12 protein-coding genes are annotated in these 14,768 nt (G+C 73.3%); 7 read left to right on the top strand and 5 right to left on the bottom strand.

Features of this window, described 5'->3' with window-relative positions:
- The first annotated feature begins 13 nt into the window (after positions 1-13).
- Both AB3K78_RS12970 and AB3K78_RS12965 read left to right on the top strand, forming a co-directional pair.
- Complete coding sequence (locus AB3K78_RS12970) at positions 14-1,678, top strand: amidohydrolase (protein ID WP_416443878.1); 1,665 nt, start codon at positions 14-16, stop codon at positions 1,676-1,678.
- 61 nt (positions 1,679-1,739) lie between these two features.
- A complete protein-coding gene (locus AB3K78_RS12965) occupies positions 1,740-2,951 on the top strand; it encodes a M20 family metallo-hydrolase (RefSeq protein WP_416443876.1) in 1,212 nt (403 codons plus the stop codon).
- Positions 2,952-3,120: 169 nt separating this feature from the next.
- Here AB3K78_RS12965 and AB3K78_RS12960 read toward each other — a convergent pair whose 3' ends face one another.
- Positions 3,121-4,443 carry a D-alanyl-D-alanine carboxypeptidase family protein gene (locus tag AB3K78_RS12960; protein WP_416443874.1) on the bottom strand — a complete coding sequence of 441 codons (1,323 nt, stop codon included), beginning with the start codon at positions 4,441-4,443 and terminating at the stop codon, positions 3,121-3,123.
- A 194-nt stretch (positions 4,444-4,637) separates the two neighbouring features.
- Here AB3K78_RS12960 and AB3K78_RS12955 point away from each other — a divergent pair, with 194 nt between their 5' ends.
- Complete coding sequence (locus tag AB3K78_RS12955) at positions 4,638-5,813, top strand: acetyl-CoA C-acyltransferase (RefSeq protein ID WP_416443872.1); 1,176 nt, start codon at positions 4,638-4,640, stop codon at positions 5,811-5,813.
- Positions 5,814-5,872: 59 nt separating this feature from the next.
- The gene (locus AB3K78_RS12950) at positions 5,873-6,988 is read left to right on the top strand and encodes a glycerate kinase (protein ID WP_416443870.1); all 1,116 of its coding nucleotides are present in this window, start codon (positions 5,873-5,875) and stop codon (positions 6,986-6,988) included.
- Here the strand turns inward: AB3K78_RS12950 and AB3K78_RS12945 are convergent.
- Both AB3K78_RS12945 and AB3K78_RS12940 read right to left on the bottom strand, forming a co-directional pair.
- Positions 6,985-7,566 (bottom strand): MarR family winged helix-turn-helix transcriptional regulator, encoded by a 582-nt coding sequence (locus tag AB3K78_RS12945; RefSeq protein WP_416443868.1) that lies wholly within the window; start codon positions 7,564-7,566, stop codon positions 6,985-6,987. The two genes, AB3K78_RS12950 and AB3K78_RS12945, sit on opposite strands and share 4 nt — an antisense overlap.
- A 9-nt stretch (positions 7,567-7,575) precedes the next feature.
- Positions 7,576-9,234, bottom strand: coding sequence for a DHA2 family efflux MFS transporter permease subunit (locus AB3K78_RS12940; protein ID WP_416443866.1), 1,659 nt, complete (start codon positions 9,232-9,234; stop codon positions 7,576-7,578).
- Between the two features lie 218 nt (positions 9,235-9,452).
- Between AB3K78_RS12940 and AB3K78_RS12935 the strand changes: the two genes are divergently transcribed.
- A complete protein-coding gene (locus tag AB3K78_RS12935) occupies positions 9,453-10,649 on the top strand; it encodes a 5-(carboxyamino)imidazole ribonucleotide synthase (protein ID WP_416443864.1) in 1,197 nt (398 codons plus the stop codon).
- A 250-nt stretch (positions 10,650-10,899) separates the two neighbouring features.
- On the opposite strand, the gene AB3K78_RS12930 is transcribed toward AB3K78_RS12935, so the two are convergent.
- Positions 10,900-11,673 carry an FHA domain-containing protein gene (locus AB3K78_RS12930; protein ID WP_416443862.1) on the bottom strand — a complete coding sequence of 258 codons (774 nt, stop codon included), beginning with the start codon at positions 11,671-11,673 and terminating at the stop codon, positions 10,900-10,902.
- A 161-nt stretch (positions 11,674-11,834) separates the two neighbouring features.
- Here AB3K78_RS12930 and purE point away from each other — a divergent pair, with 161 nt between their 5' ends.
- Complete coding sequence (gene purE / locus AB3K78_RS12925; RefSeq protein ID WP_416443860.1) at positions 11,835-12,371, top strand: 5-(carboxyamino)imidazole ribonucleotide mutase; 537 nt, start codon at positions 11,835-11,837, stop codon at positions 12,369-12,371.
- 12 nt (positions 12,372-12,383) lie between these two features.
- On the top strand, positions 12,384-13,610 hold the full coding sequence (locus AB3K78_RS12920) for an MFS transporter (RefSeq protein WP_416443858.1): 1,227 nt from the start codon (positions 12,384-12,386) through the stop codon (positions 13,608-13,610).
- Between the two features lie 18 nt (positions 13,611-13,628).
- Here the strand turns inward: AB3K78_RS12920 and AB3K78_RS12915 are convergent, their stop codons facing one another.
- Positions 13,629-14,753: a glycosyltransferase gene (locus AB3K78_RS12915; protein ID WP_416443856.1), complete on the bottom strand. Its 1,125-nt coding sequence runs from the start codon at positions 14,751-14,753 to the stop codon at positions 13,629-13,631.
- Positions 14,754-14,768 lie beyond the last annotated feature (15 nt).

Raw genomic sequence — 14,768 nt, 5'->3', positions numbered from 1 at the left:
AGACACCCCAGCCATGCGACTCGACCTCATCCTGCGCGCGACCGAGATCATCACCCTCGATGCGACCCGCCCGCGCGCCACCGCCGTCGGCGTGATCGGCGACCGGATCGTCGGCTTCGACGAGGAGATCGCGGGGCTCGACGCCGAGCGCACGCTCGACTTCGGCGACGCCTGCGTGACGCCCGGCCTGATCGACGCCCACTGCCACACCGCCTGGTGGGGGCTCGGCCTCGCCGCGATCGACCTCAGCCGCGCCCGCGGCCTCGACGAGCTCTACGCGCTGATCGCCGCCGAGGTCGAGCGGCTCGATGCGGCGGGTGATCCCGACGCCTGGGTGCACGGCACCGGCTTCAACCAGGCGCACCACGGGGACCGCTTCCCCGAGATCGACCGGCTCGACGCCCTCACCGGCGGCCGTCCGCTCTATCTGCGGCACACCTCCGGCCACGCGTCGATCACCAATACCGCGACCCTGCGGCTCGTCGGCGCGCTCGAACCCGGCTTCGAGAACCCCGTCGGCGGCGTGGTCGTGCGCGACGGCGAGGGCCGACCGACCGGGCTCGTCGAGGAGGCGGCGCAGGGCCTCGTGCAGGCGCTGCTGCTGCCGTATTCGACCGAGCGGCTGGTCGAGGCGCTCGACGCCGCGACCTCGCGGTACGCGGCGCAGGGCATCACGAGCTTCTCGGAGGCGGGCGTCGGCGGCGGCTGGATCGGGCACAGCCCGATCGAGGTCGCGGCCTACCAGGCCGCCGCGGAGCGGGGGCGGCTGCACGCCCGCGCTCAGCTCATGCCGGCGATCGACGCGCTGCGGCCGCTCACCGCGCACGCCGCAGATTTCCACCGCGAGGGATCCGGGGCCGGTCTCGACCTCGGCATCCGCTTCGGCTTCGGCGACGACGCCGTGCGCTTCGGGCACGTGAAGGTGTTCCTCGACGGTTCGCTGCTCGGCGCGACCGCCGCGGTCACCGAGGACTACTGCGGGCACGACCACAACACCGGCTACCTGCTCGACGAGCCAGCGGTCTACCGCGAGCGCGCCCTCGGCGCCTACCGTGCGGGCTGGCCGCTCGCCCTGCACGCCATCGGCGACGCCGCGATCGACCTCGCCCTCGACCTCATCGAGGAGGCGCAGGAGCGCTACGGCCGGCTCGCCGTCCCCTGCCGGATCGAGCACTTCGGCATCGCCCGCCCCGACCAGGTGGAGCGCGCGGGCCGGCTCGCGGTCGCCGTCACCCCGCAGGCGGGCTTCATCGGGCCCATCGGCGACCAGATGGCGGACCGCGTCGGCCCGGATCGCGCGCCCTGGCTCTACCGCGGACGCTCGGTGATCGACGCCGGCATCGTGCTCGCCGGATCCTCCGACCTGCCCGTCGCCGACAACGACCTGCGCCGCGGCATGCAGGCGGCCGTCGACCGGCGCACCGACAGCGGCGCGCTGCTCGGACCCGACGAGGCGATCACCCCGGAGGAGGCGCTGCGCACCCACACCGAGTGGGCGGCGCGCGCCACCGGGCGGATCGCCGACGTCGGCACCCTCGAGCGGGGCAAGCTCGCCGACTTCGCCGTGTTCTCGGCATCGCCCGTCGACGCCCCGCGGATCGCCGACCTAGCCATCGTCGCGACCGTGCTCGGCGGGCGACTGAGCTACGATTCCCGCACCACCCGGAAGGACGCATGATGACGCAGCAGACGAGCCCCGGAACGCAGACCTCGACGCGCGCTTCCTCGCCGACTGGGCCGTGCACTCGCGGTTCGGCGCGGTGCCCGGCACCGGCGGCGTGGACCGCCAGGCCGCGAGCGGCGCCGACGGCGAGCAGCGGGCCTGGTTCGCCGAACTGCTCCAGTCGCGCGGATTCGCCGTGCGCCGCGACGCGATCGGCAACCAGTTCGGCCTGCTCGAACTCGTGCCCGGCGCGCCCTACGTGCTCACGGGATCCCACATGGACTCGCAGCCAACTGCCGGCCGATTCGATGGCGCCTACGGCGTGATGGCGTCGGCGCACGCGTGCTTCCGCGTCGCCGACGAACTGCGCGCCTCGGGGCGGACGCCGCGGTTCAACCTCGCGGTCGTCAACTGGTTCAACGAGGAGGGGTCGCGCTTCAAGCCGTCGATGATGGGCAGCTCGGTGTTCACCGGCAAGCTGCCGCTCGAGACGGCGCTCGCGACGACGGATCCGCATGGCGTGTCGGTGGTCGACGCGCTCGACGCGATCGACGAGCGAGGCGACCTCGACGGTCTCGACGTCGCCTCGTACGCGGAGATCCACGTGCAGCAGGGCCGCAGCATGGAGGAGGACGGGGTCACGATCGGCCTCGTGAACGCGACCTGGGCCGCGCACAAGTTCGAGTTCCGGGTGACGGGCGAGCAGGCGCACAGCGGCTCGACGCTGATGGCCGACCGCCGCGACGCGCTGCTCGGCGCCGCGCGCCTCGTGGTCGCGGCGCGGGAGCTCGTCGACGAGTTCGAGCCGGGTGTCCTGCACACCGCGTGCGGCGAGTTGAACGTGTATCCGAACTCGCCCGTGGTCGTCGCGAGCGAGGTGGAGCTGCTGCTCGACCTGCGCTCGCCGAGCGCCGAGGTGATCCGCGCCGCGCACGCCTCGCTCATGCGCACCGTGGAGCGGGTGCAGCGCGAGGACCGGGTCGGGATCGAGATCACGGCCGAGCACAGCTGGGATCAGAATCCGTACCCCGAGGACGGTGTGGAGCTGGCGCGCGAGGTCGCGGAGGAGCTCGGGCTGACGCACGACCGGGTCATGACGGTCGCGGGGCACGACTCGACGAACATGAAGGACGCGGTGCCGACGGTGATGCTGTTCGTGCCGAGCGTCGACGGGGTCTCGCACAACCTCGCGGAGTTCACGAGGGACGCGGATCTGATCGCCGGGGTGGACCATCTGACCGGCGTCGTGCGCCGACTCGCCGACGGCGCGCTCGTCGCGGAGGCCTGAGCCGATCGCGGCCGAGCCGATCTTCCGGTTCGGGCGCCCGGAGCCGATCCTCCGGTTCGGGTTCGGCATATGGCGGGTTCCTCGCGCGGGGAAGCCGCCATTCGCCGCACCCGAATTCGGTGCGGGCGAGCGCGGGCGCACATGCGGGGCGAGCGGCCCAGCGTGAGCCTCAGCCCCCGAAGTACCCCGCGAACGCCGTCGCGGGGTGCGTGACGCGCCACCACAGGTCAGGACGCTCGATCGCTCGGGCGGTGACCACGGGAACCGTCGCAGCACCGCTCGGCGCCTTCGTGCGGATCACGCCGACCGAGCGTCCGGCCTCGCCGGCGCCGAGGGCGCCGATCCGCACCCGCAGCGACGCGGTCTCGTCGGGCAGGAGGACCGCCGCGGCAGCGCGCGTCGCTCGCAGTTCGATCGTCTCGCCCTGCCAGGTGCGTACGGTGCCGACCTTCGTGTCGGCCTCGACCAGCGCGACCTCGTCGGCGGCTTTCGGGGCGTCGCGCAGTACGGCGCGCGCGTCCCGCGCCCGAGCCGAACCGTCGGGGCGGCCGAGCACCGCGGCGATGCTGACCACCTCGCGGTCGCCCACGCGATCCTTGCGGGCCGCGAGCAGGTTGAAGCCCGCACTGCTGAGGGTCCCGGTCTTGAGCCCGATCACGTTCGCGTCCCCGATGAGCGGGTTCGAGTTCGAGATCGGTCCGATGCCGGGGATGTCCGCCCAGGGCTCGGCGACGACCTCGGCGACGAGCGGATCGGCGAGCGCGAGGCGCCCGACCTCGACGAGGTCGACCGCGCTCGCGACGTTCCGCTCCGACAGGCCGCTCGGCTCCGAGACCCGGAGGGTCTTGAGGCCGTGCTTCTCGGCCCACGCGGCGGCGGCCTTCTGGAATCCGGCGTTCGATCCGAACACCCGCTCCGCGTAGCCGATCGCGTAGTTGTTGGACGAGGGGAGCAGCGCCAGCTCGATGAACTGCCGGGTCGTGAGCTTGCGGCCCACCGGCACGTCCGCGACGACGCCGTCGGATTCCAGCACGGTCCGGCGGATCTCCGCGTCCCGCTCGGTGAGCACGTAGCTCGGGCCGTCCGATCCGGGCTCGACCGGCTTCGCGTCCAGGCAGACGAGCACCGTGACGAGCTTCGTGATGCTCGCGATCTGCCGCGGGGTGTCGAAGTCGTTGGTCCACGCACCGGAGTCGCCGGCCCAGCCGAGCGCGGTGGGCTTCGACTGGCGGTTCACCGTGCGCTGCGCGCTGATCTCGGGATCCGGGCGGAAGGTCTGCTCGGCATCGATCGAGAGGCGCGGCTCGAGATCGGGCAGGGGCGCGAGCGCGCACGCGGCGACGTAGCCGCCGGCGAGCGCGGCCGCGAGCGCGACGCCGAGGCCGATTTGCAGACCGCGTCGCGGGGTGCGTCGACGACCGCGTCGCGGGGCGCGTTCCGGGGCGTCCGCGGCGTGCGTCGGCGCATCGGGTGCGGAAGGCGCGTCAGGCATGCGATCCAGCCTATTGCGGTCCCGCCCGTGTCCCCGGCTCCCGCGCCCGGTGCCCGATCGCGCGGGCCTGCACGGTGTGGCGGTGCTCGGCGGTGCAGAGTGGGCCGGGCGGCTCGCGGCCGAATGGGGCAGGATGCTGTGCAGGCGGCGGGGCGCTCGCACCGCCGCGCTCGAACCTTCGAGGAGGCACACGCATGAACGCGCTCATCGCCGGGTACGCCCGCACCCCGTTCACCCGCTTCACCGGGCAGCTCGCCGCGCAGCCCGCGACCGCGCTCGGTGCGCACGCCGCGTCCGCGGCGCTGGAGCGCGCCGGGATCCGGCCGGAGGACGTCGACGCGGTCGTCGCCGGACAGGTGCTGCAGGCCGGGGCGGGTCAGAACCCCGCCCGCCAGACCGCGGTCGGCGCGGGGATCCCGCTCGAGACGCCCGCGATCACGCTGAACGCCGTCTGCCTCTCGGGCGCGGAGGCCGTGTCGCAGGCGGCTCGCCTCATCGCCGCGGGCGAGGCCGAGGTCGTGCTCGCCGTCGGCCAGGAGTCGATGTCGCTCGCGCCGCACGTGATCCCGCTGCGCGCGGGCACGAAGTACGGCACTGCGCAGCTCATCGACACGACCGAGCACGACGGCCTGTCGGACGCGTTCGACCAGGTCGCCATGGGCGCGCTCACGGAGCAGGGCAACGTCCCCCTCGGCATCGGCCGTGCGGAGCAGGACGCCTTCGCAGCGACCTCGCACCAGCGCGCCGCGGCGTCGGCCGAGTTCTTCGCCGGTGAGATCGCGCCGTTCACCGTAACCTCGCGCCGCGGCGACACCGTCGTCTCGGCCGACGACGGGATCCGCGCCGACACCACCGTCGAGGTGCTCGCCGGCCTGCGTCCGTCGTTCGCCAAGGACGGCGGGATCACCGCGGGCAACGCGTCGCCGATCACCGACGGCGCCGCCGCGCTCGTGCTCGTGAGCGAGGCCGCCGCCGAACGGCTCGGCGTCACGCCGTTGGCCCGCGTCGAGGCGACCGCGCTCGTGGCCGGCCCCGACACCCAGCTGCACTCGCAGCCGTCGCGCGCCATCACTGCGGCGCTCGCGAAGGTCCCCGGCGGCGCGACCGCGCAGGACCTCGCGGTCGTCGAGATCAACGAAGCGTTCGCCTCGGTCGGGATCCAGTCGACGAAGGAGCTCGGCATCGGCGGCGACGTCGTCAACCCTCACGGCGGCGCGATCGCGCTCGGTCACCCGATCGGCGCCTCGGGCGCCCGCCTCGTGGGCACCCTCGCCCGGCAGCTCGCCGAGGCCGGACCCGGCACGCTCGGCGCGATCGGCATCTGCGGCGGGGGCGGCCAGGGCAGCGCCGTGATCCTGCGCGCGGTCTGACGGGGGTCCGTCGGCGCACGTCGCATGCTCGAGCAGAGGATCGGATCCGAGGAGGTCGGTTGACCCGCGTCGTCGTCGCACCGGACAGCCTGAAGGGCACGATCTCCGCGGTGGCCGCGGCCGCGGCCCTCGCCGACGGCTGGGCGAGCGTCGAGCCCGGCGCCCGGCTGCTCCTGCGACCCATGGCCGACGGCGGGGAGGGGACGGTGGCCGCGTTCGCCGCGGCCCGTCCGGAGGCGGTGCGGATGCCGCTCGGCGACGGCGGCCATGGCGACCCGTACTGGTTGCTGCTCCCACCGGCTCCGGACGCGCCCCGCGGCACCGCGGTGATCGAGCTCGCCGTCATCTGCGGGATCGAGCGCGTGGGCACCGGTCGCCCGCTCGACGCCGGTAGCGAGGCCTTCGGTGCGGCCATCGCGGCCGCGCTCGGCCACGGCGTCTCGCGTCTCGTGCTCGGCATCGGATCGAGCGCTTCCACCGACGGCGGTGCCGGTGCGCTGACGGCGCTCGGCGCGCGCCTGCTGGACGGGGCGGGCGTCCCGATCGCGGCCGGCGCGCGCGGTCTGCTCGACCTCGAGCGGGTCGATCTCGGCGGGCTCCGGAAGCTGCCCGAGACCCTCGTCCTGACCGACGTCTCGAACCCGCTAACGGGGCCGCGAGGAGCCGCCGAGGTGTTCGGGCCGCAGAAGGGGCTCGTGGATCCGGCCGTTCGCGCCCGTGTCGATGCGGCGATGGGCCGGTTCGCGGCGCTCTGCGGCCTCGATCCCGCGACTCCCGGCGCGGGCGCCGCGGGCGGCGTCGGCGGAGCCCTCACGGTGCTCGGCGCCAAACTGCTCCCGGGCGCGGCGGAGGTGGCCGAGCTGATCGGGCTCGCCGACGCCCTCTCGGGAGCCGATCTCGTGATCACGGGGGAGGGCGCGTTCGACGGGCAGTCGGCCGACGGAAAGGCGCCGGGCTACGTCGCCGAGCTCGCTCGCTCGGCGGGAGTGCCCGTCGCGCTCGTCGCCGGTCGGATCGCGACCGATGCGCCGCTCTCGGGCTTCGCCTCGATCGTCTCGCTCACCGAACTCGCGGGAAGCGCCGAACGTTCCCTCGCCGAGCCGGCGCGCTGGTTGCGGGCCGCCGGAGCCGACCTCGCCGCCTGTCGGCACGCACTGCGGGGCGCGCGGGACTAGTCCGGGCTCGGATCGGAGCCCTGCTCGCGCACGCAGCGCGCGGCCGGGCCGTCGGGCATCGAGAGGTCGGCGGTCGCGTTGAAGCGGTGCAGTCCGTCGCGCATCACCTCGAGCTCGGCCAGGGTCCAGCCGCGGAACCGCTCGTGGTAGCCGTGCGCCCAGCGGTCGCGCAGCCCGTCGAGCAGCTCGACGGCGTTCGCGCTGGGGGTCAGGAGCACGACGCGGCGATCCTCCGGCGCGGGCTCGGCGTCGATCATGTCGAGGTCTCGGAGCTTCGCCACCTGGCGGCTGACCATCGCCTTGTCCATGTCGAGCATCTGCGCGATCCGGGTGGCCGTGATGGGGCCCTTCTTCACGATCAGCTGCAGCACGATCATGCCGACGCCCTTGAGCTCCGGGTGCACCTCCTCGGCGAACCGGGCCCAGCGGGTGCGGGCGTAGGCGAACACCTCCGAGAACTCGGCGATGATCTCGGCGATGCGGCTGTCGAGCACGCCGCCGTCGATGCCGCCGGGCGCGACGCCCTCCGGGGTCGCACCGTCGCCGGTGGCCTCGTCCGCATCCCGCTGATCCTGCATGATTCGAGCCTAACGTCCGGTTGCTGCGAGGCCCGCGCGCTCGGCCTCGTCCGCGGCGTTCTTCGCGGCGAGTTCGGAGCGCTGCTGGGCGGCGCTCTTGCTGCTCAGCGGCAGGTTCGGCAGGAGCATGATCGCGACGATCGCGATGATCGCGATCGGGGAGGCGGCGAGGAACACGTCGCCGATGCCGTGGCCGTAGGCCGCCTCGACCACGGTGCGGATCGGCCCGGGCAGTTCGGCGACCTTCGGGATCGTGCCGCCGGCGAGCTTGTCGGCGCCGGCCAGCGCCGCGGGATCGGTCTTCGCGAGCGCGGCGAGGCCGTCCTTCACGAAGTCGACGATCTGGTGCGAGAGCATCGCGCCGAGCGCCGACATGCCCGCCGTGCCGCCGATGGTGCGGAAGAAGGTGACGGCCGAGCTCGAGACGCCGATCTGGTCGGGCGAGACGGTGTTCTGCACGACGAGCACGAGGTTCTGCATGCACATGCCGACGCCGGCGCCGAGCACGAACATCGATGCGCCCACGTACCAGAGGGAGGTGTCGTAGCGCAGCTGGCCGAGCAGGAGCAGGCCCGCGAGCAGCAGGAAGGATCCCGCCACCATGTAGCGCTTCCACTTGCCCGTGCGCGAGATGATCTGGCCGACGAGCGTCGATGCGATGAGCAGGCCGGCCATCATCGGGATGGTGAGCAGGCCGGACTCGGTCGGGGTCTTGCCGCGCGCGAGCTGCATGTACTGGCCGAGGAACACCGAGGTGCCGAACATGGCCAGGCCGACCGCGAGGCTCGCGATGACGGCCATGGTGAAGGTGCGGTTCCTGAACAGGCCGAGCGGGATCAGGGGCTCCTCGACCTTCAGCTCGACGACCACGGCCGCGATGAGCAGCACGATGCCGCCGCCCACCATGAGCGCGGTCTGCCACGACCACCAGTCGAACTGGGTGCCGCCGAGCGTGACCCAGATGAGGAGGCTCGCGAAGCCGATCGAGATGAGCGATGCGCCAAGGTAGTCGATCTTCACCTTGCGGCGGGCGGTGTGGAGGTGGAGGGTGCGCTGCAGCACGATGATCGCGACGACGGCGATGGGGACGGCGACAGTGAAGTTCCAGCGCCAGCCGATCGAGTCGGTGATGGCGCCGCCGAGCAGCGGGCCGCCGACGGTCGAGACGGCCATGATCGCGCCCATGATGCCCATGTACTTGCCGCGCTCGCGCGGGCTGATGATCTCGGCGAGCACGATCTGTCCGAGCGCGCCGAGGCCGCCGGCGCCGAGCCCCTGCAGCACGCGGAACGCGATGAGCCAGCCGGGGCCCTCGGCGGTGCCGGCGAGGGCGGATCCGAGGGTGAAGATGATCAGCGAGGCCTGCAACAGCACCTTCTTGCTGGTGAGGTCGGCGAGCTTGCCCCAGATCGGCGTCGAGATGGCGCTTGCGAGCATGGTGGCGGTGACCACCCAGGTGAACGCGGCCTGGTCGCCGCCGAGGTCGGCGATGATGATCGGCATCGAGGTGCCGACCACCGTCATCGAGAGCATCGAGACGGCCATGCTGAGGAACAGGCCGGTGAGGGCCCAGGCCTTCGCTCGGCCGTGCAGGACCTCGTCGTTCGCGGAGGCGACCGGGATCGCGGGGGCGCCGTCGGGTGTGGATCGTGTTGCCGTGCTGGACATCTGGAGTGCTGGGGTCCTGTTCTGCTGATCGGTGCGTTCGGTGCGCGTGCGCGGCGCCCGGCGGCGACACCGGGGGCGTCGCGCGGTCGTGCCGGCACGGGGAGTCGGATCGGACCCGCGGATGGGGTCGCAAATCGTTGACGGAATGCAACTATATGCGTCTTGTTGTCTGGCGTCAACCATTGTCGGTGACGCGCGGCGCGTCGCCGCCTGGCAAAATGGATCGGGTGAGCAGCATCGAAGAGATCGGCAGCATCCGCATCGGCGTCATCGGCGGCGGGCAGCTCGCCCGCATGATGGTGCCGCCCGCGATCCACCTCGGCCTGCGCATCAGCGTGCTCGCCGAGAACGAGGGGTCGAGCGCCGAGCGCGCCGCCGACCGGGTCGGCGACTACCGCGACCCCGAGACGGTGTACGCCTTCGCCGAGACGGTCGACGTCATCACCTTCGACCACGAGCACGTGCCCGGAGAGATCCTGCGCGAGCTCGAGGCCCGCGGCGTCGCCGTCCACCCGCGCCCCGACGCGCTCCAGTTCGCCCAGGACAAGATCCTCATGCGGCAGAAGCTCGGCGAACTCGGCATCCCCGTCCCCGCCTGGGCGGCCGTCGCCGACGAGACCGCGCTGCAGTCCTTCATCGACGGCCACGGAGGCCGCGCGGTCGTGAAGACCGCCCGCGGCGGCTACGACGGCAAGGGGGTCCGCGTCGTCTCCCACGCGAGCGAGGTGCGCGACTGGTTCGCCGCCCTCGCGGAGGACGGCCGCGGCGGGCAGCTGCTCGTCGAGGAACTGGTCGACTTCACCCGCGAGCTGTCGCAGCTCGTCGCCCGCCGCCCCTCCGGCGAGACCCGCGCCTGGCCCGTCGTCGAGACGATCCAGCGCGACGGCGTCTGCGCCGAGGTGCTCGCACCGGCCCCCGTCGCCGATCCCGCGACCCTCGACGAGGCCGCCCGCATCGGAGTCGCGGTCGCCGAGGGCGTCGGCGTCACCGGCGTGCTCGCCGTCGAGATGTTCGAGACCCGCGACGGCCGCGTGCTCGTCAACGAGCTCGCCATGCGCCCCCACAACTCGGGGCACTTCTCGATCGAGGGGTCCGTCACGAGCCAGTTCGAGCAGCACCTGCGCGCCGTCGCCGACCTGCCCCTCGGCGACACCGCGATGACCCGGCCCGCCGCCGTCATGGTGAACGTGCTCGGCGGTCCCGCCGAAGGCCCCATGCCGGTCCGCTACGCCGAGGTGCTCGCCGCGCACCCCTCGGCCAAGATCCACAGCTACGACAAGCAGCCGCGCCCCGGCCGGAAGGTCGGCCACGTCACCGTCACCGGCGACGACCTCGCCGCCGTGCGAGCCGAGGCGCTCGCCGCCGCGCGCATGTTCAACTCGGGGCCGCCTGCTCGAACCGGGCGGCCTGGCTGACGGGGAACCGCCGGCTCGGGCTGGGATTTCGCGCACATTGCCTTTTCGGGGCGCCGGTGGTTCTCCTCGTACCTCCGATTCGATCGCGTGTTCGCTCAGCCGGATGTGAACGCTCAGCCGGATGAGTTCTGGCAGATCTGTCCGGCGGAACGTTCACATCCGGCTGAGCGAACACGCATGGGTGAACCAGGCCTCAATGGGAGCCTTTTGGGTTCGCGATAGAGGGTGATGAGGACTCCTTGCTCGACCTCTAGGCCCGGGGGCCGTGCCCGTCGTACGCGAACGAGACCGTGCGTCCGCCGAAGCTCAGCACGCTGCCGAGCAGCACGCGCACGCGCGTGCCCGGCTCGAGACGCCGGGCGGGCTGCCCGGGCTCGCGCACCGCGCTCCCGTTCGTGGAGTGCAGATCGGTCACCCAGACCTCGTCGTCGATGACCTCGAGCAGCGCGTGGGTACGCGAGAGCACCCGATCGGGGTCGGAGAGCAGCACCAGCTGCGCGTGCTCGGGTGCGCCGGCCCCGGACGGCCTGCGGCCGAGCACGTTGCTGCGGTGCAGCCGGAACGCGGTCCCGTCGCGGTCGACGAGGTTCCAATCGGTGAGGAGAGCCCCGCGGGGGACGACGATGGTCAGCTCCAGGTCGTCATCGTCGAGCGCGAGTTCGGAGATCGTGTGCGGTGCCGGTGTCGGGGCTGGCGCCGGTGCTGGCGCTGCGGGTGCCGCTGGTGCCGGTGTTGCGGGTGCCGGTGCGGCGGGTGTTGCGGGCGCCGGTGTTGCGGGCGCCGGTGTTGCGGGCGCCGGTGTTGCGGGTGCCGGGGCCGGTGCCGGGGGTTCCGCGGGTTCGTGAGCGGCCGTCGCGGCGCCCCTCCGCGGCGCGGGCCCGAGCACGACCGAGATGGGCGGACCTGGGAGCACGAGCGGCACGGTGCTGTCGGCCGGCTCGCTGAACCGGGGTGGGGGAACCGGTCTGGTGCGGGGACTCTGCGGGCCGGGCGGGCCGGGCTGCGCGGGTTCGGCTGCGCTCATCCCGACTCCCTCGTTCCGCCGCTCCGCGGGGCGGCTCCGCTCGTCGCCCGCCGCGCGGGCGCCCTCAGCATAGGCATCCGCGCGAGCGAACCGCAATCAGGGAATCCGGGCAGGCGGGCGACGAGCGGTGGGAGGCTCCGGGCATCGCTACGATAGGCGATATGACTGGTGAGCGCGTGCAGCCCCTGGTCGGCGTCATCATGGGCTCCGACTCCGACTACTCCGTCATGGCCGACGCCGTGGCCGTGCTGCGCGAGTTCGGGATCGCGCACGAGGTCGAGGTGGTCAGCGCCCATCGCACACCCGACAAGATGGTGGACTACGCCCGATCCGCCGCGGGCCGTGGCCTGCGCGCGATCATCGCGGGCGCCGGGGGTGCCGCGCACCTCCCCGGCATGGTCGCCTCGATGACCACGCTGCCCGTGATCGGCGTCCCCGTCCCGCTCGCCAAGCTCGACGGGCTCGACTCGCTGCTGTCGATCGTGCAGATGCCCGGCGGGATCCCGGTCGCGACCGTCAGCATCGGCGGTGCGAAGAACGCGGGCCTCCTCGCCGCCCGGATCCTCGGCGCGAGCGACCCCGCGGTGGCGGCGCAGCTCGACGCCTACGCGTCCGACCTCGAGGCGCAGGTGGAGCAGAAGAACCGCGCGCTGCGCGCGCGCGTCGCCGCCGAGGCCGCGGCTCCGGCCGCCGAGTAGCGGTTTCGGCGCGTGAGCGCGTCGGATCCCCGGGTTCCGGGCGGCAGCCGGATCGCGAAGCGCGCCCTCGTCGCGCTCTTCGGCGCCGGCTTCGCCACCTTCGCGCAGCTGTACGCTCCGCAGGGCGTGCTGACCGAGCTGGCGCACGAGTTCCGCAGCGACCCGGGCGCCGTCTCCTGGGTGATCGGCGCGGCCACGCTGGGCGTGGCCGTGGGGGTCGTGCCCTGGGCCCGTGTCTCCGACCGGATCGGTCGCGTGGTCGCGATGCGCTGGTCGGTGCTCCTCGCGCTCGCCATCGGGCTGCTGGTGCCGCTCATGCCGACGCTCCCCGCGCTCATCGCGGTCCGCTTCCTCGAAGGACTCGCCCTCGCAGGGCTCCCCGCGCTGGCCGTGACCGCGCTCGCCGAGATCGTGACGCCCGCGGCGCTCGGGGCGGCCGTCGGCAGCTACGTCGCGGGCACCACCATCGGCGGGCTCGCCGGCAGAGTCGTCTCGGGTCTCGTCGGCGACGCCTGCGGCTGGGGGTGGGGCGTCGCCGCGGTCGCTCTCTGCTCGGTCGCCTCCGCAGCGCTGTTCCTCGCGCTGATCCCGGCGACCCGCATCCCGCCGGGGCCCGCGCTGCCGCTCGGTCGTGCGTTCCTCGCCAACCTCCGCAACCCGGGTGTCCGGGTTCTCATCGCGCAGGGGTTCCTGCTGATGGGCGGGTTCGTCGCCGTCTACAACGTGCTCGGCTTCCGCCTGCAGGAATCCCCGTTCGGCTTGAGCACGGCCCAGGTGTCGTGGCTCTTCCTCGCCTATCTGGCCGGCGCGGTCGCGTCGCGCCAGGTGTGGGCGGTCGTCGCGCGAGTGCACCGCGGTCGGAACCGGGGTCCGCTCGCCGGCATCGAGTCGCCCGTGCGGGTGCAGCTCGGGTGCATCGCCCTCATGCTCCTCGGGCTCGCGCTCATGCTGCTGCCCTGGCTCCCGGCGGTGATCCTCGGGCTCGTGCTGTTCACCGGAGCGTTCTTCGGCGCCCACACCGTTGCGAGCGGTCTGATCGGCCGACGGGCCGATGCCGGTCGCAGCCTCGCGCCCTCGCTCTACAACCTCGGTTACTACATCGGCTCGGCCCTGCTCGGCGGTCTCGGCGGCCTCGTGTTTGCCCACTGGGGCTGGGGCGGTACCGTCGCACTGATCGCCGCCGCAGCGGTCGCCGCCGGGGCGGCCGCGATCGGGTACGCGCGGAACGCGCGCGGCTGAGGCCCCGCGCGAGCGGGCTCAGATGTTGGCGTGGATCTCCCACAGGTGCCACGCGGTGCTGGCCCAGGAGTACGAGCGGGACTGGTCCTCGGCGAGCACGGAGAGCCGGGAGCGCTCCGCGTCGTCGCGCATGATCCGGGAGAGCTCGTCGGCGAAGGTCGTCGCGTCCTCCGCCCCGATCCCGCCCTCGAAGGCGATCTCCGCCGCGACGGCGCTGCCGCCGTGCAGGGCGGGCACCCCCGCCGACAGCGCGGCGAGCAGCTCGTAGCCGGTGCCGATGCCGACCTGGGGCAGCGCGAGCAGCTCGGCGCCCGAGAGGACCGCGCCGATGTCCTCGAGCTCGCGCGGGCGGATCACGGAGACGCGGTGCTGCAGCTCCGTCGGGATCGCCGCCGCGAGCTTCGGATCAGCGCCCTCGGCGCTCTGCGAATCGCCGTGCGCGGGGAAGCTGCCGCTGAGCACGACGAGGGCCGGGAGCGACGGATCCGCGCGCATGGCGTCGAGGATCCACTCGAGCCGCCCGAACTCGCCGGGGGCCGAGGTCGTGACCACGTAGTGCGCCGGGAGCCCCAGCTCGATGCGCCGTTCGGCGGCGTCGGACGGACGCATGATCCGGGTGGGCGCGGCGAGCGGGAGCACCTGCACCGGGAGCTCGGGCCCGAAGTGATCCTGCAGCGCGCTCGCGGTCGCGTGAGTCGAGGCGACGATCACGTCGGCCAGGCGCACCGCGCGGCGCACGAAGGACCGGAAGAGGCGAGCCTGGGTGGTCCCCATCAGCTCGGGGGCCTGCCAGGCGATGCCGTGGGGGATCGCGACCGAGGTCTGCGTGCCGTCGCCGTCGTCGCGGCTGCGCAGCGGGACCATCGGGGTCAGCGCGTGCACGAACTCGCCGTCGAGGGGGCGGGCCGAGGCGCCGGACTGCCAGAGCACGGGCAGCATGCCCGCCTTCAACGGCAGGGCTTCGACGCGGGCTCGGGGCGATTCCAGCGCGGGAGCCTCGGTGCCCTTGGCGATCAGCAGTCGGGCGCTGCACCCGCGGGGAGCGGCGACGGCGACCGCCTCCGTGAGGTCCTGCGCGGCCGCGGCCTGCAGTGCGCTGTCCCAGCTGGGGAAGGGTTCGCCGATCAGCGTGAGCGTCGCCACGTAACCCCTCCGTCC

The sequence above is a fragment of the Leucobacter sp. HNU genome (assembly GCF_047946755.1).
In the GTDB taxonomy this organism is placed as follows: domain Bacteria; phylum Actinomycetota; class Actinomycetes; order Actinomycetales; family Microbacteriaceae; genus Leucobacter.
Note: the sequence above shows the minus strand (reverse complement) of the source record. Positions and strands in the feature narration are given on the sequence as shown.